2 protein-coding genes are annotated in these 681 nt (G+C 45.4%); both read left to right on the top strand.

Features of this window, described 5'->3' with window-relative positions:
* Window positions 1–191: transposase (locus GPK90_RS19300; protein ID WP_252197606.1), on the top strand; the 191-nt coding region annotated here is incomplete at its 5' end.
* Window positions 154–681: RNA-guided endonuclease TnpB family protein (locus GPK90_RS18025; RefSeq protein ID WP_215703603.1), on the top strand; the 528-nt coding region annotated here is incomplete at its 3' end. The genes GPK90_RS19300 and GPK90_RS18025, both read left to right, overlap by 38 nt.

Raw genomic sequence — 681 nt, forward strand, 5'->3', positions numbered from 1 at the left:
TCAGCAGCCGTCTGAGCAAAAAAGAGTATCCGGAGATCCGGCAGAAGCTCTGGAAGGAAATGTTCTGGAGTCAGAGCTTCTGTCTTCTGAGTGCCGGCGGAGCTCCGATCGAAGTGATCCGTCAGTACATCGAGACACAGGGGGAGAAAAAATATGAACGTAGTATACCGGTTTCGGATCTATCCCAATAAAATACAGCAGGAACTGTTTGCAAAAACATTTGGATGTGTCAGGTTTGTATATAACCGGATGCTGTCAGAAAAGAAGGAATGCTATGAAAAGACCGGAAAAAACCTGAAGGTCACTCCGGCAAAATATAAGGCAGAGTTTCCATGGCTAAAAGAAGTGGACAGCCTTGCTCTGTGCAATGCCCAGCTGCATCTGCAGACTGCTTATAAAAACTTTTTCCGGGATCCATCGTTTGGATTTCCAAAATTCAAGTCAAAAAAGAATCCTGTTAAAAGCTATACCACAAACAGTGTCAATGGAAATATCCTGTTAAAAGATGGGAAACTGAAGCTCCCAAAGGCAGGCTGGATCCGGATCCGGCAGCATCGTAAGATCCGGGAAGATGCCTGCTTGAAAGGCGCATCCGTCTGTCTGGAAGCTGATGGGCGGTATTATGTTTCTCTTCTGTATTTTTGTGAAGAAAAGCCGGTGGAAACAAGGAACATAAGGCAG

It is taken from the genome of Clostridium sp. MCC344, assembly GCF_018785365.1.
GTDB lineage: Bacteria > Bacillota > Clostridia > Lachnospirales > Lachnospiraceae > Pilosibacter.